This window comes from Paraburkholderia sp. GAS199, assembly GCF_050436585.1.
In the GTDB taxonomy this organism is placed as follows: domain Bacteria; phylum Pseudomonadota; class Gammaproteobacteria; order Burkholderiales; family Burkholderiaceae; genus Paraburkholderia.
This window is the reverse complement of record NZ_JBNDMM010000003.1, coordinates 1036713-1057794: the sequence shown is the minus strand read 5'-3', so window position 1 is coordinate 1057794 and position 21082 is coordinate 1036713. Positions and strand designations below refer to the sequence as shown.

18 protein-coding genes and 1 riboswitch are annotated in these 21082 nt (G+C 67.2%); of the genes, 6 read left to right on the top strand and 12 right to left on the bottom strand.

Annotation, left to right across the window (positions count from 1 at the left end; genetic code table 11):
• Positions 1–38 precede the first annotated feature (38 nt).
• From P3T18_RS16300 to P3T18_RS16290, 3 genes are all read right to left on the bottom strand, one after another.
• Positions 39–674, bottom strand: a complete 636-nt coding sequence (locus P3T18_RS16300; protein ID WP_429300942.1) for a carbonic anhydrase — start codon at positions 672–674, stop codon at positions 39–41.
• Between the two features lie 364 nt (positions 675–1038).
• Positions 1039–1371: a DUF4148 domain-containing protein gene (locus P3T18_RS16295; RefSeq protein ID WP_429300941.1), complete on the bottom strand. Its 333-nt coding sequence runs from the start codon at positions 1369–1371 to the stop codon at positions 1039–1041.
• Positions 1372–1558: 187 nt separating this feature from the next.
• Positions 1559–1822 carry a DUF1488 domain-containing protein gene (locus P3T18_RS16290; protein ID WP_429300940.1) on the bottom strand — a complete coding sequence of 88 codons (264 nt, stop codon included), beginning with the start codon at positions 1820–1822 and terminating at the stop codon, positions 1559–1561.
• Between the two features lie 203 nt (positions 1823–2025).
• Here P3T18_RS16290 and P3T18_RS16285 point away from each other — a divergent pair, with 203 nt between their 5' ends.
• Positions 2026–3519: an MDR family MFS transporter gene (locus P3T18_RS16285; protein ID WP_429300939.1), complete on the top strand. Its 1494-nt coding sequence runs from the start codon at positions 2026–2028 to the stop codon at positions 3517–3519.
• A gap of 40 nt (positions 3520–3559) precedes the next feature.
• Here P3T18_RS16285 and P3T18_RS16280 read toward each other — a convergent pair whose 3' ends face one another.
• The gene (locus P3T18_RS16280; protein WP_429300938.1) at positions 3560–4714 is read right to left on the bottom strand and encodes an alpha/beta hydrolase family protein; all 1155 of its coding nucleotides are present in this window, start codon (positions 4712–4714) and stop codon (positions 3560–3562) included.
• A gap of 2 nt (positions 4715–4716) precedes the next feature.
• Complete coding sequence (locus P3T18_RS16275) at positions 4717–5610, bottom strand: AraC family transcriptional regulator (protein WP_429301115.1); 894 nt, start codon at positions 5608–5610, stop codon at positions 4717–4719.
• Positions 5611–5909: 299 nt separating this feature from the next.
• On the opposite strand from P3T18_RS16275, the gene P3T18_RS16270 reads away from it, so the two are divergent.
• Complete coding sequence (locus P3T18_RS16270) at positions 5910–7424, top strand: rhomboid family intramembrane serine protease (protein ID WP_429300937.1); 1515 nt, start codon at positions 5910–5912, stop codon at positions 7422–7424.
• 82 nt (positions 7425–7506) lie between these two features.
• On the opposite strand, the gene cobM is transcribed toward P3T18_RS16270, so the two are convergent.
• From cobM to cbiE, 4 genes are read right to left on the bottom strand one after another with little or no spacing between them, the layout of a single operon-like run.
• On the bottom strand, positions 7507–8235 hold the full coding sequence (gene cobM / locus P3T18_RS16265; RefSeq protein ID WP_429300936.1) for a precorrin-4 C(11)-methyltransferase: 729 nt from the start codon (positions 8233–8235) through the stop codon (positions 7507–7509).
• Between the two features lie 43 nt (positions 8236–8278).
• Positions 8279–9019: a cobalt-precorrin-6A reductase gene (locus tag P3T18_RS16260; RefSeq protein ID WP_429300935.1), complete on the bottom strand. Its 741-nt coding sequence runs from the start codon at positions 9017–9019 to the stop codon at positions 8279–8281.
• Positions 9016–10104 carry a cobalt-precorrin-5B (C(1))-methyltransferase gene (locus P3T18_RS16255; RefSeq protein WP_429300934.1) on the bottom strand — a complete coding sequence of 363 codons (1089 nt, stop codon included), beginning with the start codon at positions 10102–10104 and terminating at the stop codon, positions 9016–9018. Before P3T18_RS16255 ends, P3T18_RS16260 begins: the two co-directional genes overlap by 4 nt.
• Positions 10104–11342, bottom strand: coding sequence for a precorrin-6y C5,15-methyltransferase (decarboxylating) subunit CbiE (gene cbiE / locus P3T18_RS16250; RefSeq protein WP_429300933.1), 1239 nt, complete (start codon positions 11340–11342; stop codon positions 10104–10106). The genes P3T18_RS16255 and cbiE overlap by 1 nt, the downstream gene beginning before the upstream one ends.
• 95 nt (positions 11343–11437) lie before the next feature.
• A riboswitch (cobalamin riboswitch) is annotated at positions 11438–11638 on the top strand.
• A 93-nt stretch (positions 11639–11731) separates the two neighbouring features.
• Between cbiE and P3T18_RS16245 the strand changes: the two genes are divergently transcribed.
• The 4 genes from P3T18_RS16245 to cobJ are packed head-to-tail and all read left to right on the top strand — an operon-like array spanning position 11732 to position 16363.
• Positions 11732–13282, top strand: a complete 1551-nt coding sequence (locus P3T18_RS16245) for a precorrin-3B synthase (RefSeq protein WP_429300932.1) — start codon at positions 11732–11734, stop codon at positions 13280–13282.
• The gene (locus tag P3T18_RS16240; RefSeq protein ID WP_429300931.1) at positions 13275–13901 is read left to right on the top strand and encodes a precorrin-8X methylmutase; all 627 of its coding nucleotides are present in this window, start codon (positions 13275–13277) and stop codon (positions 13899–13901) included. Before P3T18_RS16245 ends, P3T18_RS16240 begins: the two co-directional genes overlap by 8 nt.
• Positions 13902–14633, top strand: a complete 732-nt coding sequence (locus P3T18_RS16235) for a precorrin-2 C(20)-methyltransferase (RefSeq protein WP_429300930.1) — start codon at positions 13902–13904, stop codon at positions 14631–14633.
• On the top strand, positions 14621–16363 hold the full coding sequence (gene cobJ, locus P3T18_RS16230; RefSeq protein WP_429300929.1) for a precorrin-3B C(17)-methyltransferase: 1743 nt from the start codon (positions 14621–14623) through the stop codon (positions 16361–16363). The genes P3T18_RS16235 and cobJ overlap by 13 nt, the downstream gene beginning before the upstream one ends.
• 28 nt (positions 16364–16391) lie before the next feature.
• On the opposite strand, the gene P3T18_RS16225 is transcribed toward cobJ, so the two are convergent.
• From P3T18_RS16225 to P3T18_RS16215, 3 genes are all read right to left on the bottom strand, one after another.
• The gene (locus tag P3T18_RS16225) at positions 16392–17222 is read right to left on the bottom strand and encodes an alpha/beta hydrolase (RefSeq protein WP_429300928.1); all 831 of its coding nucleotides are present in this window, start codon (positions 17220–17222) and stop codon (positions 16392–16394) included.
• 93 nt (positions 17223–17315) lie between these two features.
• A complete protein-coding gene (locus P3T18_RS16220; RefSeq protein ID WP_429300927.1) occupies positions 17316–19940 on the bottom strand; it encodes an AAA family ATPase in 2625 nt (874 codons plus the stop codon).
• Complete coding sequence (locus P3T18_RS16215; protein WP_429300926.1) at positions 19937–21079, bottom strand: metallophosphoesterase family protein; 1143 nt, start codon at positions 21077–21079, stop codon at positions 19937–19939. Before P3T18_RS16215 ends, P3T18_RS16220 begins: the two co-directional genes overlap by 4 nt.
• Positions 21080–21082 lie beyond the last annotated feature (3 nt).

Below are 21082 nucleotides of genomic sequence, written 5' to 3'. Positions count from 1 at the left end.
CGAGTTCAGCCCGCTTGCCGCGTCTCGCCCGCGGAGAATCACACGGCGTAAATCTCGGGATGCTCGAGCAATGGCAGGAACTCGCCGGTACGGCCGTCCAACGCCAGCATGCCGCCGCTTTCGATATCGAAGAACCAGCCGTGCAATTGCAGCGTCTTGTTGGCAATGCCCACGGCCACCGACGGATGCGTGCGAATGTTCGACAACTGTGCCACCACGTTCTGCTTGACCATCGCATCGAGCCGCGCGCGATCGGAATCGTAGGTGCGCGATTGATTGATCGCCTTGGCGGCGTCGGCGTGACGCAGCCAGCCTGCCACGGCCGGCAAGTGCTCGAGGTTCGTGCAGCGGGTGATCGCCGTCATCGCGCCGCAATCGGAATGGCCGCAGATCACAATGTCGCGCACGCCGAGCACCGCCACCGCATATTCCACGGTTGCCGACACACCGCCCGGCTCCGGTCCGTACGAAGGCACGATATTGCCCGCGTTGCGAATCACGAACAGCGCACCCGGCTCGGCCTGCGTCAGCAATTCTGGCACGACGCGGCTATCCGAGCATGTCACGAACAAGGTGCTGGGGCTTTGCGCGGTCGACAGACGCTTGAACAGCGCAATCTGCTGCGGATACACGTCGCGCTGAAAGCGGATGAATCCTTCGATGATGTCCTGCATGGTTTTCCTATGCGGTTTGGTAGCCGATCGGCGTTGTCCTGTTCTCATGCATTGCGCGATCCCACGATGGCGAACACGTCCACGCGCAATGCGGTTCGCATCGCGGAATTCTACGCCGGGCTCGCACGCGTGAAAACCCGCCCGCCTGCGCACGCAGCCGTACACGAGCCACGCACGAGCCGCACCGCGTTACGCCATGCCGCATAAAAAAAGCCCCGGCTGTCACCAGCCGGGGCCAACTCTCTCGCTCGCACACCGGAAACCGTGCGTGCCCGAGCACTGTATCGAGCCCGGTCGATCCGATCTATATCGCGTGGTGGAAGAGTCCTTTCCACCTCAGCGGATGCTTGTGGTCATGCTGTGCTCAGTGTCCATACATGGCGAACCAGTCCGCGGCCGAGACGGCGGGACGGCCCGTTTGCGAGGCGCCAGCCGCGCTGCCGCCGTAACCGCTGGTTGCCGCCGCGCCGCCGTTGGCCGCGAGCGCGCTGCGTGCCGCCACACGTGCCTCGGCGGCCTGAATGGCTTCGGGATAATGCGCTTCGTCGCCGTCGCCTACGCGATAGCCGGCCTGTTGCAACTCTTCGAGTTCGGCGCGCACCTGGGCACGCGTGGTATGCGAATGGGATTGTGCAAAGACCGTCGCCGAAGCGGCAAGCGAAGCAACGATGACAACAGCCTTGATGAACGACTTCATGGTGAAACACTCCGGAAATTGACAGTTTTCGCGGTGCATTCAGCGAATTTCGCTGCGCTGCAACCGATGAACCCAGTCTAGGCGCCGCGCGGTCATCGAAAAACGGCCGCGCGGCGAAAGGAGTGTTGTTGGAGATAGAAAAATGAGCGAACTACGTCAGAAAAACGCGAGAAAGACGCGTGCCGGCTTAACCGCGGAAGTCCCCCGACTCCAGTTCCACCGACTTCCCGCCGTTCTTCTCCAGCACTCGCCGCGTAGCATTTTCAATCGTCGCGCGGTTCGCTTCGAACGTGCCGACGAGATCATGCGCAGACGGTCCGTCGTTGCCGAAATGGTTGTTCAACGCATCGAGCGACACACTGCACCAGACATCGGCTCCATCCACGCTGGCTTCGAAGGCAACGCGCGCTGCCGCGACTACTTCACGGCGTCCGGTGAATTCGATCCTCATAGTTCCTCCGTCTGTTAAAAGTAGGGTTTCTGCCGCAAACCCCGTGCCACGTTCACGGCCAGGGCCGAGCATGAAATCCGTGCAGGGTGCATACTCGACGTCTGCCGCAGCAGACGGCCGCGCCAATGCATTGCAAATTTCGCAACGCCATTTGCACCGCCCGGCGCACATGACACAACAACATCCTAATCCTATTGTTCCCCATGTCACGCAATCCGCAATCGTCGCGTCATCTCGTCATCGCCGCCGTCATGGCTTCGATGGCGATGGTCGCCATCGAAGCCACCATCGTTTCCACCGCCATGCCGCAGATCGTCGCGCAACTCGGCGATCTGCATCTGTATAGCTGGGTGTTTTCGTCGTTCCTGCTCACGCAGACCGCGATGACGGTGGTATTCGGCAAGCTCGCCGATCTGTACGGCCGCAAGCCGATCGTGCTTGCCGGCATCGCGATCTTTCTGGTCGGCTCGATACTGGCCGGCTTCGCCTGGTCGATGCCCGCGATGATCGCGTTCCGTCTGATCCAGGGTGTGGGCGCGGGCGCGATCCAGCCGGTCACGCTCACCATCGTGGCGGACCTCTATCCCGCGCGCGAACGCGGCAAGGTGCAGGGTTATCTGGCGAGCGTGTGGGCGATTTCGGCGGTGCTCGGACCGATGGTCGGCGGCTTCATCATTCACAACATGTCGTGGGCCTGGATCTTCTGGATGAACGTGCCGATCGGTCTCGCGTCGGCGGCCGGCTTCATCGCGTTCCTGCGCGAATCGGAACGCCACGCCCGTCCGTCGATCGACTTCGCCGGCGCCGCGCTCTTCATGGCCGCGATCGCCGCGCTCATGACCGCCCTCACCTTCGCCGGCGACGACGACATCGCCCGCGCGAGTGCGGCCGGCGGCGCCTTCCTCGTGTGTCTCGTGCTGTTCGTCCTGCAGGAGCGCCGCGCCGCCGAGCCGATGATTTCCTTCGCGCTGTGGAGCCGCCGTCCGATCGCCGCGTGCAACGGCGCGACACTGCTCGCCGGCATGATCCTGATGGGCGCCACCACGTTCCTGCCCATGTACGTGCAGGGCGTGCTGCATCGCTCTCCGGTGGTGGCGGGACTCGCACTCACCATGATGATGGTCGGCTGGCCCACCGGCGCGACGCTCGCCGCCAAGTCGTTTCACCGCATCGGCTTGCGGCGCATGCTGATCGGCGGCAGCGCGTTCGTGCCGCTCGGCGCGGTGCTGCTGCTGTTTCTCGCACCCGGCGGCTCGCCGCTGATCGCGGGCTTCTCGTCGCTCATCATGGGCTTCGGCATGGGCACGTCGAGCGTGAGTTCGCTCATGCTGATCCAGGAAATCGTGCATATGGACGAACGCGGCAGCGCGACGGCGTCGAATCTCTTTTCGCGCAATCTCGGCAGCACGCTCGGCGCGACGCTGTTCGGTGCCGTGCTCAACTTCGGGCTGAGTCATTCGAAGGGCGTGGCCGTCGTGACGTCCGATCAGCTGAAATCGCTATTGCAGAATCAGGCCGCGGCGCTGGGCAACAGCGATGCGATCCGCTTCGTGCTGCATCAGTCGCTGCATCTCACTTTCGTGTCGCTGTTCGCGATTGCGATTTTCGTGGTGGTGCTGTTGTGCTTCGTGCCGCCGATCAGCATCGGTCAGGACAGGACGATGCCGCTCGAAGCGTTGTCGCCGCTGGAAGATTGAGCGCGCGCGGGCGGCGCTCGGCGTGTCACAGTAACGCGCTTCAATGCAGCGTCGCGCCGAAGAAATCGCGCGCCAGTTTCGCCGTCTGCGCCTGGATCGCCTCGCGGTCCACGCCGGGATCGTCCTTGCAGATCGTGGCGAGATGGTGGAACGCTCGCGGGAAGCAGGGGTCGAGAAACGTGTAGTGCGCCGCGCCCGGCAGATAAACGACATCGGCGCCGGGCAGCAACGCGGCGATCCGCCGGATGTTGGTGTTCACCGGCGCCGTCACGTCCGCCGTGCCGGCCAGCAAGGTGACGGGAATCGTCACCTGCGCGAACGAATCGGTATCGAAGGCTTCGCCGAGCGCGGGCGCAATGGCGAACACGGCTTTCACACGCGGATCGCGATACGACGCCCCGGCCCGGGCGCGAGACGCCCTGGTTTGCGGCGATAACGTAGCGAGCGTCGGCGTGCGCGCCTGGTCGCCGGTCAGACGGGCTTTCTCCGGCGGATGACAGATCGCGTCCGCCGCCGGCGACGCGCAGAAGCGTTCGAGCGAGGCCGCGTCGGTGCGCGCGCCGGCCAGTTCGAGCACGGTATAGCCGCCCAGCGAAAAACCCAGTCCGCCGATTCTCTGCGGATCGACATGCGGCCCGAGTTGCGGGTCGGCGAGTATGCCGTCGATCACTTCGCTGGCGTCCGTGGCACGTTCCCACCAGAGCATGAAGCCGTCCTGCGTCAGCGGCTCCAACGCATTGTTGCCCGGATGATTCGTGCCGGCCACGATGTAGCCGTCGGCCGCGAGCGAGGCCGCCAGCCAGTCGAGACTGTCCGCGCTGCCGCCCGTGCCATGCGAAAGCACCAGCAGCGGATAACGCGCCTGCGCGGCGGACACCGGCGCATCGACGGCAGCGGGATGTCCATGAAACAGCGGCCGACCCGGCGCGCCGATGTCATGCGGCGCCTGCGGCACATCGGCATCGACGGGATACCAGACCTGCGTGACGAGCGCTTCGGTCTTCGCACCGCGCCAGTGACGCACGGCAGCCGGATGAAACACGCGCGCGGTCTCGCCGACGTGCCAGCGCGCCGCGTCGGCGGAAGCCGATTCGGCAGAAGCAGCGGACGCAGCAGAAACCGCCGGCACCGGCAGACACGCCGACGCACACAGCGCCGCCACACACGCGGCGGCCCTCCAGCAATCACGAAGCATGGTCATTCCTCGCGGATAGGAATCAGCAGATCCGTCACGCACTCGTGCGGCACGCCCGCAACGCAATGATTGCGGTACAGCTCGAGCGCGGGACGGCTGTCGCGGATGAAGCCGCTGTGCGGGAGCCAGCCCTGATACAGCGCGCGAAACGTGGGGGCGATCAACGCATACGGGCCGACCAGCCGGTGCGCCGCATACAGGCCGCCTTCGAGCCGCAACGACTCGACACCCGTGGGCAGTGTTCCATCCGGACTGGCCGCAGCACCCGTTGCCGCAACACCCGCGATATAGCGAAACCGCTCGCGCGCCTGCGGATCGCGTACGCAGATGCCGATACGCTGACCGTCGTCGGCAAGCGGCGTATCGCGCAGCAGATGGATCAGATCGCGAAAACTTTGGCCGATCGTGGCGACCGGTCCTTCGTGGCGCAAACACAGCACGTCGAGCGGCGCGACCTCGGTGAGTTCGACGCGCGGCAACACATGATCTGGCGCTTCGGGTGAGGTCGGCCCGCCAGCCGGTTGCGTGTCGTCCAGCGGCGCGGCCAGATGCTTCTGACGCGCCCTGAACTCGCTCGGCGTCACGCCGGTAAAACCGCGAAACGCGCGCGCGAAGGCTTGCGGACTGTTGTAGCCGGCGTCGTGCGCAACCGTGGTGACGGACGCCGCCGCGTCGGTCAGACGCTGCGCGGCTTGCGCGAGACGCAGGCTTTGCACGGTCTCCACCACGCTTTCGCCGGCCAGTGCACGGTAGATGCGGTGAAAGTGATACGGCGACAGATGCGCCACTTCCGCCAGGCTGTCGAGCGTATGCGGCGCGCCGGGCTCGATCAGGATCGCCTCGATCACGCGAGCGATCCGTCGACGGTAATCACGTTCGGTGCTGGGCTTCATCATCGCACTAGGATAGCGGCCTCGCGGCCGGAAAACGGTGCAGAGCTTGCCAATTTCGCCGATCGGCCGCTTCGTGACTTTCACCGTCAGCATCGTGGCGCCGACCCCGGCTCGCAAGACCGTCTGCGCTCAGCATTCAACGCTTCGACCGATAAGCGCTTGAATTTGGCGGCCAGGCGAATCAGAATGTCGCGACGCCCCCGATGCGTCATCCCAAGAAAAAATAGAGAGAAGGCGATCATATGGATCGTATGCAACCCATCCTGGCAGCGCCGGGCCACGCTGCAGGAGCGTCCCCGTTCGTGGACCGGCAACGCGCGCCCCACTTCGCGCTGCGCTACTCGATCAAACCCGCCAGGAAGCCAGGCCTGTTCTCCGCCAGTCGCTATGCCTGGGGCATAAAAGGCGAGCTGTCGTTTTCCGATCATGACATGATCCTGCGCCGCTCGGACAACGGCGCGCAACGCAGCATTCCCGGCGACCAGATTTTCGACATCGCCGTGGCCGACCAGACGCTTTCATTCGATGTGCATACGGAACACGGCGAGGTCGAACGCGTCGTGCTGAGCCTGCGCAGTATCGAAGACATGCGCGGCATCGTCGAGTTGATGCCCGTGCGCATGACACCCGAGTTCGCGGCCGCGCGTGTCGCGCTGAACACCTTCAAGGACCGGCTCGCCGCCGTCACGCCGAGCACCTGGGTCACGCATACGCTGATCTCGCTTAACGTTCTGGTGTTCCTCGCCATGGCCGTGACGGGCGCCGGCCTGCTGCGCGTCAACACGCTGAGCGCGCTCGCATGGGGCAGCAATCTCGCCGGCTTCACGCTCGACGGCGAACCGTGGCGTCTTCTCACTGCCGCGTTCGTGCATTTCGGCCTGATGCATCTGTTCTCCAACATGATCGTGCTGTACGCGCTGGGCCGCACTACGGAGCGTCTGTACGGCAATCTGCGTTTTCTCGCGCTCTATGTATTCGCCGGCCTGACCGGAAGTATCGGCAGCCTGCTCGCGCATCCGGCGCTCAACAGCGCGGGCGCGTCCGGAGCAATCTTCGGTGTAGCAGGCGGTCTGCTGGTGTTCGTGCTGCGGTTCGGCCGCGAATTGCCGCCGTCGATCGCCGCGCGCAATCGCACCGCCATGTGGGCCTTCATCCTTTTCAACCTGTATGGCGGCCTGCATCAGCATGCCGCCACGGGACAGGTCATCGACAACGCCGCGCATGTCGGCGGATTGCTCGGCGGCATGCTGATCGGCGTGCTGCTGGCGAGACCGCTCGATATGCAGGCGCGCGCGCAGCATTCGCGCAGGAGCGCGATCGTGTCATGGGTTGCCGCGTGTGTGACGCTTGCCGCTCTCAGCTATCCGCTGCTGCACTTCAGCGCGGAAAAGCGCGAGGAAATCGCGTTCAGCAGAGTGCTCGCGGATGTGAGCGCGGCGCAACGCACAGCACGGGCCGATCAGCTCGAATTCAGCCATATGCGGCTGCGCTCGCAGCTTGAGCGAGATGCGTTGTCCAACCGGTTGATCGTCGAGGCGGTGCCGCAGTGGGACGCGCTGCATGCCGCGGTGGAGAACACGAAACTGCCCGCCGGCTCGCCGCGCGAACCGTTCCGTCAAGCCCTGCTCCGCTATCTGGACGACAACCGGCAGCTCGACCGCTCGGTGGCACTGATACTTTCGCATACGAAGGATGTCGACGCGGAAACCCTCGCCCCGATACGCGCGCTGATCAGCGACGCGCATGTCCAGGCTGACCTGATGAAAAAGCTCGGCCCGAAGCTGTACGCCGAGCAGAACGCCGTGCCGGTCCTGTAGCGGCCGGCCTTCCTTGAACAGGCGGCTTCTGCACGGCCGACGCCGCGAGGCGCCGGTGTCACCGTCGCTGTGACTGCGAAGATCAGAGGTCTTTCGCGTACAGCGTCGAATCGGCGAAACCTTCGGCGGCCAGCACGCGGCCAACCAGAATCAACGCCGTGCGTTCGATGTTGCTCGGCTGCACGCGCGCCACGATATCGTCGAGCGTGCCGGTGATCTTCTCCTCGTCCGGCCAGCTGGCGCGATAGATCACGGCGACCGGACACGCGCCGCCATAATGCGGCCGCAATTCGTCGACGATACGCGCCAGGTGCCGCACGCCGAGGTGAATCGCCATGGTCGCGCGATGACGTGCGAGGTCGGCGAGTTGCTCGCCTTCGGGCATGGTCGTCTTGCTCGCGAATCGCGTGAGTATCAGCGTCTGCGAAATCTCGGGCAACGTGAGTTCGCAGCCGAGCGCCGCGGCGCAGGCGGCGGTTGCGGTCACGCCCGGCACGATCTCATAGGGAATGCCCAGCTCGCGCAAACGGCGGATCTGTTCGCCGATCGCGCCGTAAAGCGACGGGTCGCCGGAATGCACGCGCGCGACGTCCTGACCTTTGCGATGCGCGTCGCCGAGCAAAGCAACGATCTGATCGAGGTCGAGATCGGCCGTGTTGACGACCTGCTGCGCGTTGTGTCCTTCAAGCACCGCAGCGGGCACCAGCGAACCCGCGTACAGGATCACCGGGCAAGTGCGCACGAGACGCTGTCCCTTCACCGTAATCAGCTCCGGGTCGCCGGGACCCGCGCCGATAAAAAACACCGTCATTGCCTGACTCCGTGATTCGTTTCGATCGCTTTTCAGCTTCGCTTCATGCTTGAGAAAACTCGCCGAGCGCCTGCAAAACTTCGGACACCTGTGCGAATTCGCGGTCCACGTCCGGCAGCACGGGACGGCGCAACATCACCACCGGCAAGCCCAGTTCGCGCGCGACCTCGAGTTTCGCCTCGGTGGCGCTGCCGCCGCTGTTCTTGCTCACCACGACGTCGAAGGCTTCTGCGCGGAACAGCGCGCGCTCGCCTTCCAGCGTGAACGGCCCGCGCGCCGCGAGAATGCGTGCGCGTGAGTTGCCTTCTTCATGATCGAGACAGCGCACGGTCCAGAACTGATGCGGCGGAATCTCGTCCAGATGCGCGAGCGGTTCACGGCCGAGCGTGAAAAGCGGCTTCGCGAAAGGCGCAAGCGCGCCGCTGAGTTCGGCCCAATCGCCGACCATGCGCCAGTCGTCGGCGGCCTGCGGCTGCCATCCTTCGCGACGCAGCGCCCAGCACGGCACGCGCGCCGCGCGGCTCGCGTGCACCGCGTTCGCGCTGATCTGCGCGGCATACGGATGCGTGGCGTCGATCACGAGACCGATGCGCTCCGCTTCGATATAGCGCGCCATGCCATCGCTGCCGCCGAAACCGCCGACGCGCACCGTGCAACGCAGATCGTCCGGCACCTTGCCCAGCCCGGCGAGACTGTACACGTGCCCGGGCCCAAGCTGGCGCGCGATCTTCAGCGCGTCGCCGGTGCCGCCCAGCAGCAGCGCGCGTCGTGCCTGACGCATCATCGCGCCCGTCCGATCAGCGTGCCGGCGCGGTCGATCGCAAACATCTCGATCTCGACCTGCGGCGGCACGATGTCGCGCGCCACGGCAAGCGCGTGAGCGCAGACGATATCGGCGAGCGGCACGTTGCGCGCGTGTGCCAACGCCACGGCTTGCTGGCTCGTGTTCGACCCGCGAATGGCCTGCTGCAGGTCGGCGTCGGCGCCTTCCTGTGCAGCCCACGACGCCAGGCTGTCGAGGTCGATGCTCGAATGACGGCTGTGCAGATCGAGATGGCCGGCAGCGAGCTTGCTCAGCTTGCCGAAGCCGCCGCACACGCTCAGGCGCTCGACCGGCGCGCGCTTCATGTGCTTGAGCACCGCGCCGACGAAGTCGCCCATCTCGATCAGCGCGATATCGGGCAGACCGTAGTGCGCGCGCATCGCATCTTCGCTGGCGTTGCCGGTGCAGGCCGCGAGATGCGTGTAACCGTTGGCGCGCGCGACGTCGATGCCCTGGTGAATCGACGCGATATACGCCGAACACGAAAACGGCCGCACGATGCCGGTGGTGCCCAGTATCGACAGGCCGCCGAGTATGCCCAGCCGCGGGTTCATGGTTTTCAGCGCCAGCGCTTCGCCGCCCTCCACGCCGACCGTGACTTCGAAGCCGCCCGCGTAGCCGTGCTCCGTTGCGAGTTCGGCGAGATGTTCGGTCATCATCCGGCGCGGCACGGGGTTGATGGCCGGCTCGCCGACCGGCAAGGTCAAGCCCGCGCGCGTCACCGTGCCGACACCCGGTCCCGCGCGAAACACCACGCCCGGTTGCGGCAGCAAACGCACGCGCGCGAACACGACGGCGCCATGCGTGACGTCGGGATCGTCGCCGGCGTCTTTCACGGTGCCGGCTTCCGCGCCATCGTCGGTGCGTCGGCAGAACACCAGCGGCATCGGCACGAGTTGCCCCTTCGGCAACACGATTTCCGCCACGTCGCTGACCACGCCCGCGAGCAGCAGACGCGCCGCCGCGAGCGAGGTCGCAGTGGCGCAACTGCCGGTCGTGTAGCCGCTGCGGAGCGGCGCGGGCTGTTCGGGCGTTTCGTCGCGCATTACGGTTGCGGGGAAGAATCGGCGTTCGGCGCGGCGGCCGGTTTGGTGACGTCCAGCAGCGTGATCGGCAAGGCCTGACGCCAGGTATCGAAGCCGCCGAGCGGCTGCGCTTCGGCCAGCGCTATACGTGTGAGCGTGCCGCCATGCCGCTCGCGCCACGCGGCCAGCGCCGACTCGCCCTGCAAGGTGACGGCATTGGCGACCAGCCGGCCGCCTTCGCGCAAGCTGGCCCAGCAGGTGTCGAGCACGCCGGGCGCGGTCGCGCCGCCGCCGATGAACACCGCGTCCGGCACGGGCAGGCCGTCCAGAGCGTCGGGCGCGCGGCCGGCCACGAGTTGCAGACCCGGCACGCCCAGCGCGTCGCGATTGTGTTCGATGAAACGCTGCCGCTCCGAGTTGGCTTCGACTGCGATGGCGCGGCAGGTGGGATGCGCGCGCATCCATTCGATGCCGATCGAGCCGCTGCCCGCGCCCACGTCCCACAGCAGCTCGCCCGGCGTCGGCGCGAGGCGCGCGAGCGTGATGGCGCGCACGTCGCGCTTGGTCAGCTGGCCGTCGTGACGAAAGGCGTCGTCGGGCAAGCCGGCGGTGAGCGGCAGACGCGGCGCGCCCGCCGTGTGACGGCATTCGAGCGCGATCAGGTTCAGCGCGGCCGTTTCGCCGGCCGACCATTGATCGGCGCGGCCGTCGACGCGGCGCTCCGAATCACCGCCCAGATGTTCCAGCACGATCATGCGCGTCGCGCCGAAGCCGCGCGCGTTCAGCCATTCGGCGAGCGCCGCGGGCGTGCGGCCGTCCGCGCTCAGCACGAAAATGCGCGCGCCGTCGTGCAGATACGCGTTGAGCGTGGGCAACGGACGGCCCACCAGCGACACCGTGGCGACGTCCTGTAACGGCCAGCCGAGCCGCGCCGCCGCCAGCGACACCGACGACGGCGCCGGCAATACGCGCAACTCGCCCGCCGGCAATTGCCGCGCGAGCGTCGCGCCCACGCCGAACAGCATCGGATCGCCGCTCGCCAGCACGCACACCGGTCCCGCTCTCTCGGCCAGCAAGGGCGCGAGATCGAACGGACGCGGCCATGCCGCGCGTCGCGCAGCGAGCCGCGCCGGCAGCATCTCCAGATGCCGCTCGCCGCCATACACCACCGACGCCTCCAGCAAAGCACGCCGCGCGGGCCTTCCCAAACCGGCAAAGCCGTCGTCGCCTATGCCCACCACTGTCAGCCACGCCGGCATGCATCCATCCTCGTTCCGTAACGTCAAAGTATCTCTAAATAAAGCGCTGTGCCGCGCTGGTCAAAGCGTCCAAGCTCGTTGTGCTGTTCGAAAAAAGGCATAATACAGCCGCCGGTGCCCTTCGGGGCCGAAGAGGGAACACAGCGTCACTGTGGCTGCCCCCGCAACTGTATGCAGCGAGTCCGCCTGCGCTCCGCGCCACTGGTTGCATCGCGATGTCGAATCGCGATGACCGGGAAGGCAGCGGCGGACCACGACCTGCGAGCCAGGAGACCTGCCGGCCAGACTGTTCGTGCCAGCCTACATCGGGCGGGGTGTACCGATGCCGCAGCCATGCCCGCCTTGCGGGCGGCTCGGGCCGTCGCGCGACGCTCAACCCGGTGTCCGTCTTGAATCCAGCTGCGCCCTCCACTACCCGATCCGACGCTGCGCTCGCGCCGCGGCCCTCGGCATGCCCGGGGCTGCTGCGCATCGTGTCGGCGCGCGACGGCGGCATCTGCCGGATCAAGCTGGCCGGCGGCGTGCTGAGCGCCGCGCAGGCCGAAGCGGTCGCCGCTGCCAGTGAGCAGCACGCAGCCGGTGTCGTGGAAGTGACGAACCGCGCCAACCTGCAGATACGCGGGGTGCGCGAAGGACACGAAAGCGCGTTGATCGACATGTTGCTGGATGCGCAGCTTGGCCCGCTGTCCGGCTTCACCGCAGCCGCCGACGACGTGCGCAACGTCATGCTCAGTCCGCTCGCCGGACGCGATCCGGCTTGCCTGTTCGACACGCGCGACCTGTGCGCCGACCTGCTCGCCTTGCTGCAAGGCGATGCGCGCTTCGCGGCGCTGTCGCCGAAATTCGCGTTGCTGCTCGACGGCGGCGAAGCGCTCGCGAGGCTCGATCATCCACACGATATCTGGATCGCGGCCACGCCAGGCGAAGACGGCGTGCGCTTCGTGTTCGGTCTCGCGGGTGGTCCGCCGCCGGCTACGCGGCGCGATCCTGACTCGCGCGACGGGACGCCCGTGAAAGCTACCGGTCGGCTCGGGCAAGACTGCGCGCCGGATTGCAACGTCGTCGCCGCCGTCATGAATCCGCGCAGCGCCGCGCTCGTTGCCGTCCTGCCGACGCAAGTCGTGGCTGTCGTTCGCGCGTTGCTGCACATGTTTCTCGATCTCGCACCGGTTGACGCAACGCGCATGCGTCACCTGCTGGCGACCCATGCGCCGGACGCGCTTTTACAACACGCCCAGCGTTACCTCGATTTTCCTTTGACACACGACCCCGCGCTCGCCACCTGGCAACGCGCCACGCCAGTTGACGCCACGCTTCGTCTGGGCGCGCATCCACAGCGCGCGGCCGGCGAATTGCACAGGTGGCACATGCGTCAAAGGTGGCACGTCGGCGGTCAGCCGCCGCTCGGACGCCTCGACGCCGCCGCCTTGCGTGGCCTCGCCGCGCTGGCGCATCGTCACGGCGACGGCACGCTGCACATGACGCCGTGGCAAAGCGTGCTGCTGACCGACGTCGCGCGTGAGTCGACAGGCGCCGTGCTCGACGCGTTGCAAGCACTCGGTCTCGCTTGCGATGCCGGCGATCCGCTCGCGCGCGTGATCGCCTGCGCAGGCTCGGCCGGCTGCGTCAAAAGCCACGCCGACACCAAGGCCGACGCGCTGCGCGTGGCAGCACGGCTGCCCGACGGCGTCGAAGTCCACCTGAGCGGCTGCTCGCGTTCGTGTGCGGCGGCGGCTTGCGCGCCTTACACACTGCTGGCCGTCTCACCCGGCATGTATGACCTTTATCGCCGCGACACATCGCCGGGCGAAGCCTCGCTGGGCGACACCTCGCCGGGCGACGCTTCGCCAGATTTCGGCGCATCCGTCGCGCGGCAACTCACGATCGAACAGGCTGCCGCCATGCTCGAACAACTGGCCCGGAGCCCTTTAGATGCTTGATTACATTCGCGACGGTCAGGAGATCTATCGCCAATCCTTCGCGACGATCCGCGCGGAGGCCGACCTCGCGCGCATTCCCGCCGACCTCGAAAAACTCGCGGTGCGCGTGATTCACGCGTGCGGCATGGTCGACGTGATCGACGACCTGCAGTTCTCGCCGGGCGCGGGCGCAGCGGGCCGCGCCGCGCTCGCGCAAGGCGCGCCGATTCTCTGCGACGCTGGCATGGTCGCGCAGGGCATCACGCGCGCGCGGCTGCCCGCCGATAACCCGGTGATCTGCACACTGACCGATGCCGACGTGCCCGCGCTCGCGCGCGAACTCGGCAACACCCGCTCGGCCGCGGCGCTCGAATTGTGGCGCCCGCATCTCGCCGGCAGCGTCGTGGTGATCGGCAACGCGCCGACCGCGCTGTTCCATCTGCTCGACATGCTCGACGCCGGCGCGCCCAGGCCCGCGCTGATTCTCGGCTTTCCGGTCGGCTTCGTCGGCGCGGCGGAATCGAAAGCGATGCTCGCCGCCGACAGCCGCGGCGTGCCGTTCGTGGTGGTCAACGGACGACGCGGCGGCAGCGCGATGGCGGCTGCCGCGGTCAACGCGCTCGCCACGGAGGTCGAGTAAATGACGGTGCAAGGACGTCTGTTCGGACTCGGTGTCGGTCCCGGCGACCCGGAACTCATCACGCTCAAGGCGCTGCGTCTGCTGAAGGCCGCGCCCGTGGTCGCGTACTTCGTGGCAAAGGGCAAGAAAGGCAACGCGTTCAGCATCATCGAGGCGCATCTGCACGACGCGCAGCAGCATTTGCCGCTGGTCTATCCGGTGACCACCGAAGCGCTCGAACCGCCTTTGTCTTATGAGGCGATCATCGCGGACTTTTACGACACCGCCGCGCAAATCGTGGCCGGCCATCTGGACGCAGGCCGCGACGTCGCGGTGATCTGCGAAGGCGATCCGTTTTTCTACGGCTCGTATATGTATCTGCACGACCGGCTCGCCGCGCGCTTCGAAGCCGAGGTCGTGCCCGGCGTGTGTTCGATGCTCGGCGGCGCGGCGGTGCTCGGCGCCCCGCTCGTGTATCGCAACCAGAGTCTCTCGGTGCTGTCGGGCGTGTTGCCCGAAGACGAATTGCGCCGTCGTCTCGCCGACGCGGATGCCGCCGTCATCATGAAACTCGGCCGCAATTTCGACAAGGTGCGGCGCGTGCTCGGCGAACTCGGTCTCGCCGGACGCGCGCTTTACGTGGAGCGCGCGACCATGGGCAACCAGCGCATCGTGCCGCTCGCGGAAGTCGATCCGATGGCGTCGCCGTATTTTTCGCTGCTCGTGGTGCCGGGGGAAAAATGGCAAGGCTGACGCCGCCCGCCATCGTGATTCTCGGCGCGGGCGCGCTCGACACGGCGCGGCGCATCCAGAGCCGCTATCCCGGCGCTCAGGTGCACGCACTGCAGGGGCGCGTCGAGGCCGACGTGCCGTATCACGAACTCGGCGCGCATCTGCGCGAGTTGTACGGGCGCGGCGTGCCGGTGGTGGCGTTGTGCGCAGCGGGCATCGTGATCCGTTGCCTCGCGCCGTCGCTGTCGAACAAAGGCGCGGAGCCGCCGGTGCTCGCGGTCGCGGAAGACGGCAGCGCGGTCGTGCCGCTGCTCGGCGGTCTCGCGGGCGTCAACGTGATGGCGCGCGAAATCGCCGCCGCGCTGGCCGTGAGTCCGGCGATCACGACCAGCGGCGAGTTACGCTTCGGCACCTGCGTGCTCAATCCGCCGGACGGCTACGCACTCGCGGATATCACGCAAGGCAAGCGTTTCGTCTCCGATCTGCTGGCGGGCGAAAGCACGCGTATCGAAGGCGAAGCGCCCTGGCTCGACGAGGCACAGTTGCCGCGCTCGGCGTCGGCGCGTCTCGCGATTCGCGTCACGCCGCGCGCATGGAGCGGTCGCGAAGACGAACTCGTGATCCATCCACGCAGCGTGGTGGCGGCGCTCTCCATGGCGCGTGCCGGCAACGAACCGTCGGCAGGCGCGCAACTCGTCGACCGGGTACACGCGGCACTCGACGCGCACGGCCTTGCCGCGCTCTCGCTCGCCGCGCTGCTCGCACCGGCCGACTGCATGCCGGAACCCGCGCTGGCCGACGCCGCCGCGACGCTCGGCGTCCCGCTGCGCTTCGCGCAAACCCGTCCCGAAGACGGCGAACCGCCGAGCAATCTGCTGCATGCCGCGCTGCGCATTCCCTACCAGACGCTGCACGACGACGCCCACACCGGTGTCGCGCTGGCACTCGCGCCGCTCGCCATCGACGCCGCGACGATCGGCCAGGGGCGCGGCCGGCTGACCGTGATCGGTCTCGGTCCCGGTAGCGCCGGATTGATGGTGCCGGACGCCCGCGCCGCGCTCGACCAGGCCACCGATATTCTCGGCTACGACACCTACGTGAAAATGGCCGGCCCGCTGCGCGCCGATCAGCGCGTGCACGGCACCGACAATCGCGAGGAAATGCAGCGTGCGCGCCATGCCTTCGAACTGGCGAGCGCGGGACGCTCGGTGGTAATGGTGTCGTCGGGCGATCCTGGGGTGTTCGCGATGGCCGCCGCCGTGCTCGAAGCGCTCGACGAAAGCGGCGCCGATCACCCGCACTGGCACACCGTCGAACTCGCGATTCTGCCCGGCGTGTCGGCCGCCATGGCGACCGCCGCGCAAGCCGGCGCGCCGCTCGGACACGACTTCTGCATGCTGTCGCTCTCCGACAATCTGAAGCCGTGGACGATCATCGAAAAGCGGCTCGAACATGCGGCCGCGGCCGATCTGGTGATGGCCTTCTACAACCCGATTTCGCGCGCGCGGCCCTGGCAACTCGATCGCGCGCTGGAGATCGTGCGCGCGTTCCGCACGCCCGCCACGAAGGTCGTGCTCGGGCGCGACATCGGCCGGCCCGGCGCCACGCTGCGCACGGTCACGCTGGGCGAACTGCGCTCGTCCGACGTGGACATGCGCACGATGGTAATCGTGGGTTCGTCAACGACGCGCAGTTTTTCGCCCGACGGCGGCCGGACCGAATGGGTCTATACGCCGCGCTGGTACGAGTGAGCGTTCCAGGCGCGACTAACGACTGAGCCTACCCGCGCGGCCGCATGGCTTGCACCAGCGCCTGCATCTGTATGCCGTCGGGCCGCGCGAGGTCGTCGAGAATCGTGAAGTGATTGCAGCCGGCGAGCGGCACGAACTCGACCGGCTCGCCCGCCTCGCGGCACGCCGCCGCATAGTCGCGCGAATGCCGGACCAGCTCCGGCAATTCGGCCGTGCCGACTGTCACCGTCATCGGCACGCCACGGCCGATATGCCGCATCGGACTATAGGCTTCGATCTCGGCTGCACTGAGTTGCAGCTTCTCGTTGAGCCACGATAGCGCGATCGGTTCGAGGTCCACCAGCGCACTCACCGGCATGGCGTGCACCACCTGCTCGTGCGCGCGATACAGCGCGCTCAGCTGGCCGCCCGCCGAATGTCCCGCGAGACACAGCGGCGTGCGCGTGCCGAGCCCGTCGCGGTCGGCGGCAAGCGCCGCCAGCAAGGCGTCGATTTCGCCGACGATCTGCGTCATCGTGGCTTGGGGCGCCAGCGTGTATTCCGCGAGCACGACATTGAAGCCGCAGCCGAGCGGCCCGCTCGCGACGAAGGCGAAATCTTCCTTGCTGCGCGCCTGCCAGTAGCCGCCGTGAATGAACACGAACGTCGGCGCATCCGGCTGGCCGCACGGCAGCCAGTCGTAGCGCTGACGTTCGAGCGGACCATAGGCGATGTCGCGGCGATTCGGCACGCCGGCGTACAACTGCGCGCTGCGCTGCTGAAAGCCGAGCATGCGCTCGGCCACGTCCGCGACCGCCGCCACGTTGTCGTAGGCGGCCCGCAGCGCCGTCTGGTCCATGCCGCGATAAAGCTCAGTCATGCTGTTCCCCGCTTGCTGGTTTGTGCCTGGGTTATGCCTGGGTTATGCGTGCTCATGCCCGCCCGAAAGATCGGCGCGTGCCGTCGAACACGCTCACGCCGCGACCTTGAAATCGTCGATGGCCCGCTGCCTGACGCCCAGATCGTCCCATAGCTCCGGATGGCAGGTGAACACGAGAATCTGATGCCGCGTGGCGGCGTCGATCAACGCGCGCTTGATGGCGTCGCGCCGCGCGGCGTCGGTGTGCACGGCGGCGTCGTCGAGCATCAGCAAGGTGGGACGTCCCGAGGCTTGCAGCAGGTCCGCGTACGCGAGACGCGTGAGAATGCCCAATTGCTCGCGCGTGCCGAAGCTGAGTGCCTCCAGCATGTCGGCGCGACCGTGACGCTCCAGTGTCGCGGGACTCAGATCGTCGCCCAGCGCGATCGCGGACTGCGGGAAAATCCGCTTCAGATAATGGCCCAGCCGTTCGGTCAGGGGCGCGCGCAATTGCGCGACCGCCGCATCGCGTTCGTCGACGAGCACGTCGTCGAGCAGACTCAATGCGCCCGCGCGCAGACTGAGTTCGTCCTTGCGGCGCGTGGCCTGTTCGAGCGACGCCTGCACCGTGGCGAGGCGTTCGCCCAAACCCGACGCGCCCACCGTTTCGAGCTGACTGCGCAATTGCGCGATGCGCACCTGGCGCTCGTGCTGTTCCTCGCGCGCGAGTTGCGCCGAGTCGCGATAACGCTTCGCTTCGGCGGCGGGATCGTCGAGACGCGCGGCATCCAGTTCGCGCTCGCGCACGTCGAGCTGCTTTTTCAGCGCATCGAGCTGAACGCGTTGCTCGACGATTTTCGACTGCCACAGCGCCCGGTCGCGGCGAAAGACTTCGTCGTCGAGTTGGGCCTGCTTGCGCCGCACCTGATTCTCCAGCGACTCCGTATTGGCCGTGGCGGTGGACTTGCGCTCGGCCGCCTGCACCAGCGTCTGACGCGCGGCTTCCAGCGCGTCGCGCGCGATTCCGGCGTTGCGGCGCGCCTCGTCGACCGGCATCGCGGACGACACGTCGGGCAGCGCCGCCAGCCGCTCGTTCGCGGTCTGCAGACGCGCGGCGACCGAGGCCGACGCGGCCCGCAGCGCATCGATACCTTGCGGTGCGTGCACCTCGAGAATCTTCGCCTGGCTTTTCTGCTGCGCGACGAGCGTCTTCCACTGCTCGTGCCGCGCCTCGGCGTCGCCCAGCGACGCGACGCCCAAGGTCTGCAACAGTTGCGCATGCTGGGTGTCGAGCGCGGCGAGTTCGGCGAGGCGCGCGGGCAGATCGGAGACGCCTGGAATCACGCGCAATTCGCCGAGTTCGCCGAGCCCGATACGCTTGGCCTCGTCGACGCGCAACACGCCCTCGCCGGTCAACGGCGTGTCGTCCACCGTGACGCGTCCGTCCAGGCGATATTCGATGCGCGTCATCGCGGCGTCGGTGCGGGCGCGCAGCACGGTCAGTTCGGCGTCGAGCGTTTGCAGGCGTTTGAGTTTCGCGACGTCGATTTCGAGCGACGCCGCCGCGCGGGTCGCTTCCAGCACGGCTTCGTTCGCCGACGCCGCAGCGGCGATCGCCGCCTCCAGACGCTCGCTCTCGGTGCGGTGCAGACTCAGTTGCGCGCGCAGGTCAGCGGCGCTCACGGCTGCGTTGGCCAGCTCCAGCGCGCGGTTGGCGTCGGCGAAAGCCTGTTCGAACTGCGTCACGCTGGCTTGCGCCTGAGCGTGTTCGTTATGCAGCGACACGACGCTGCCGCGCGCCGCGTCGAGTTGCGCTCGCTCACGCGCCACGGCGGCTTCGAGTTCGTTCGCGGCCTGCTCCCGCTGCAAGGAAAGCGCGAGTTCGGCGTCGCCCAGTTTCACGGACTGCGCGAGGCCCTGCAGGCTGCGTTCGAGTTCGGCGGCGGCGTCGGCGCGTTGCTGCGCCTGCACGGCTTTCTGCTCGTGAAGCTCCCACGCGCGCTTGCGCTGCGCGTCTTCGAACGCCTCCTGCTGGGTGGCCAGACGCGCGATGTTTTCCTCGAACTGCACACGCTGCGCTTCGAGTTCGTCGCGCTCGGTGGTCAACGCGGCGAGCGTCTGTTCGGCTTCGGCAAGCGGCCCGGTGGATTTCTGCGTGCGCGCCGTGAGCAACTGCCGCAACTCGCGCTGCACGGCGGCGATCAACGCGTCCTCGCCGGCCGACTCGGCGCCGCCCGACAATTGCGACAACGCGTCGCGCAGATATTGCGCCGCGTGGCCGGTGGAATCGCGCATCTCCTGCGTGCCGCCCTGCTGTACCCACAGCAGACCGGGCACCCCCGCGTCGGCCGGCTTGAGCGCGCCGCGTGCCGCACGCGAAAAACCGAGCAGCGCGGCGAGCCGGTCTTCGGCCTCGTCTTCGCCGAGCACCGTTTGACCGATCTTCAGTTCGCAGCGTTGACGCGTGACGAACTGCTTCGACAGACGGCATGCGGCGCCGTCGAGTTCGAACGTGACTTCCACCGACGGCTGTCCGCTCGCCTTGCCCCACGGCAGCAGGTCTTTCAGATGCGAGGCCTTGTAGCGTTCGAGAAACACCGCGCGCACCGCTTCGGCGATGGTGCTCTTGCCGGCCTCGTTCGGGCCGGTAAACAGATTGAGTCCGGGCTGCAGATCGTCGATGACGATGCGTCCGCTGAACTGCTTGAATTCCTGAATCGCAATACTTTGCAGCTTCATACAGACCTCGCTTCGCGCGGCATGTCACGTTGAAAACGGGCCAGCAGCAGCAAGGCTTCCGCCGCGCGCCTGACCTGTTGCGGATCGGCCTGCGGATCTTCCTGCAAGCCACGCAGACGCGCCACCACCTTGGCGAGATAGCCGCTCTGCGCGCCGAGTCCGGCGAGATCGTCGGCGGTGGGCAGCACCTGCAGGCCGCTCAGATCGACGCGCAGCGCGCGCACCCGCGCACGCGCTTCCTCCACCGCCACGTGGATCGCCTCGGCCTCGGCCAGCGCAGTCGTGCCGCCGACCGCGAGGCGCAGCACGTCGCGGTCACCGAGCGCGGCGAGCCGCTGCCGGAGCGCGTCCACGTCGGTCGGCACGGAGATCGTTTCTTCCCAGCGATGCCACTGGTATTCGCCGATCCGCACCGGCTCGACCACCGGCAGCGCGCCGGCTTCACTAATCGTCACGTCCAGCGTGAAGCCCGGATCGTTGCCGCGAAAGCGGTCCTGCTCGTGCGTGCCGGCATACCAGGTGCGCTCGTCCACTCGCAGATGACCGTGCCAGTCGCCGAGTGCGAGGTAATCGAGACGCGCGGTGGCCGCGCGCGTCGGCGCGATCGGGTTCGACGAATCGATACCTTCCTGAAGAATGCCGCTCACGCTGCCGTGCGCGAGGCCAATGCGGTGATAACCCGGCGGCGACTCCGCTGTGTCGAAGAATGCGGTGGTGTCGTCGTACGTGATGCGCTGCGTGAGCGGCGCGCACAGAACGGCGGCCTGGCAGGCGTCGAGCAGCAGCACGCCGGGCGTGAGCGCGAGCCGCACGTTCGGCGTCACGCAGTTCAGACGCTGCGCGCGGGTCCAGACGCTTTCCACCAGCGCGGCGTCGTGATTGCCGGGCAGCATGATCCATGCGCCGGAAAATCCCTGCATGGCGCCGAACAAACGGCGAATCACCGTGTCCGAGACGGTTTGCAGGTCGAACACGTCGCCGGCAACCAGCACGGCGTCGACCTTGCGAGCGGCGGCGGCTTCGGCGATCCGGCGCACGGTGTCGAGGCGCGCCTGCGCGAGATGCGCGGCTTCGTCCGGCTCGAACTGGCCGAATTGCGTGCCGATCTGCCAGTCCGCGGTGTGCAGAAACCTGATCACTGT